Source organism: Streptomyces sparsus (genome assembly GCF_054776295.1).
Genome location: NZ_BAAHCA010000849.1, coordinates 1 through 2,141, shown reverse-complemented (window position 1 = coordinate 2,141; position 2,141 = coordinate 1). Strand labels below are relative to the sequence as shown.

1 protein-coding gene and 1 pseudogene are annotated in these 2,141 nt (G+C 71.5%); both read right to left on the bottom strand.

Annotated features, from left to right (window positions below; translation table 11 throughout):
* Positions 1 to 106 precede the first annotated feature (106 nt).
* The gene (aceB, locus tag ACYVE9_RS24125) at positions 107 to 1,729 is read right to left on the bottom strand and encodes a malate synthase A (protein WP_461030004.1); all 1,623 of its coding nucleotides are present in this window, start codon (positions 1,727 to 1,729) and stop codon (positions 107 to 109) included.
* Positions 1,730 to 1,952: 223 nt separating this feature from the next.
* Positions 1,953 to 2,141 (bottom strand): annotated as a pseudogene (locus ACYVE9_RS24120) (nucleotidyltransferase family protein); the annotation flags it as partial.

Genomic DNA, 2,141 nt, shown 5'->3' with positions numbered 1-2,141 from the left:
CGGGCCGGTCGGTGGGCGGGCGCGCTGCGGGGAGCGCCGGACGGCGGACGTCCCCGGGTAGCCGCCCGGGGACGCGGCCGGTGGCGTACGAACGCCGGGCGGGGGCTCAGCGCAGGAGTTCGTACGCCGGCAGGGTGAGGAACTCGGTGTAGTCCTCGTCGAGCGCGACGCGCAGCAGCAGGTCGTGGGCCTGCTGCCAGCAGCCGGCGGCGAAGGCCTCCTCACCGAGCTCGGCGCGGAGTTCGGCCAGGTCCTCGGCGGCGACCTTCCGCACCAGATCCGCGGTGGCGCGTTCGCCGTTCTCGAAGACCACACCCGCGTTGACCCACTGCCAGATCTGCGAGCGGGAGATCTCAGCGGTGGCCGCGTCCTCCATCAGGCCGAAGATGGCGACGGCGCCCAGCCCGCGCAGCCAGGCCTCGATGTAGCGGATGCCGACCTGCACGGCGTCCTTGAGGCCCTGGTACGTCGGTGCGGCGTCCAGCGAGTCGACGGCGATCAGGTCGGCCGCCGTCACCCGGACGTCCTCGCGCAGCCGGTCCTTCTGGTGCGGTCGGTCACCGAGCACCGCGTCGAAGGAGGCGCGGGCGATCGGGACCAGGTCCGGGTGGGCGACCCAGGAGCCGTCGAAGCCGTCCCCCGCCTCCCGGTCCTTGTCGGCCTCGACCTTCGCCAGCGCCCGGCTGTTCGCCTCCGGATCGCGGCGGTTGGGGATGAACGCCGCCATGCCGCCGATGGCGTGCGCACCGCGCTTGTGGCAGGTGCGCACGAGCAGTTCGGTGTAGGCGCGCATGAACGGCGCGGTCATCGTGACGGCGTTGCGGTCCGGCAGCACGAACCTGCTTCCCGCGTCGCGGAAGTTCTTGACGATGGAGAACAGGTAGTCCCAGCGGCCCGCGTTCAACCCGGAGGCGTGGTCGCGGAGTTCGTAGAGGATCTCCTCCATCTCGTAGGCGGCGGTGATGGTTTCGATGAGCACCGTCGCCCGCACGGTGCCCTGCGCGATGCCCAGGTACTCCTGCGCGAAGACGAACACGTCGTTCCACAGCCGCGCCTCCAGGTGCGACTCCGTCTTCGGCAGGTAGAAGTAGGGCCCCTTGCCGAGCGCGAGCAGCCGGTGGGCGTTGTGGAAGAAGTAGAGGCCGAAGTCCACGAGTGCGCCGGGAACCGGCCGGCCGTCGACCTGGAGGTGGCGTTCGTCGAGGTGCCAGCCGCGCGGACGCGTCACCACCGTCGCCAGTTCCTCGGCCGGGCGCAGCGCGTAGGTCTTGCCGCGCTCGTCGGTGAAGTCGATGCGGCGTTCGTAGGCGTCGATCAGGTTGAGCTGTCCGCCGACGACGTTCTCCCAGGTGGGGGCGGAGGCGTCCTCGAAGTCGGCGAGCCACACCCTGGCGCCGGAGTTGAGCGCGTTGACGGTCATCTTGCGGTCGGTGGGGCCGGTGATCTCCACCCGGCGGTCGCTCAGCGCCGGCGGGCAGGGGGCGACCTGCCAGTCGCCCGCGCGGATGTGGGCGGTCTCGGGGAGGAAGTCGAGCCGGCCCGTGCGGGCGATCTCCGCGCGGCGGGCCGCACGCCGGCGGAGCAGCTCGTCCCGGCGGGGGGTGAACTCCCGGTGCAGCGCGGCGACGAACGCCAGAGCGGCCTCGGTCAGCACCTCGTCCTGGCGGTCGGGGGCCCGGTGCGGATCGACGTCGACGACGGCCAGCGGGGACGGCGCTGGTGCGGACATGGGCGGTCACTCCTTCGGCGGGTGGTCGCTCCCCCGGGGTGGTGGTCCCCGGAGCGCCACCCGGGTCACGTGCCTGTGGTGCGCGTATGCGGCACTGCGTGCCACACGACTTCTGCGCATTGGACACTAGTTTTCTTATGGCGGAATTTCAACGGTCTGTTGATGTCGAGATCGTTGATATCGAGACACTTTCGCGGCGTGCCGGTCGGGCAAAGCCTTCGTTTCACGCCAACCGGACCAGGTCGGGCGGGGTGTCGATATCACCCGGATCGGCCACATCCGCGCACTCGACCACGGTGAGCGAGTCCGCGTGGGCCCGCAGGTAGTCACGCGCCCCGCGGTCGCCGACCGCGGCGGCGGCCACGTCCGCCCAGTGCTCGGCGCCCAGCAGCACGGGGTGGCCGCGACGCCC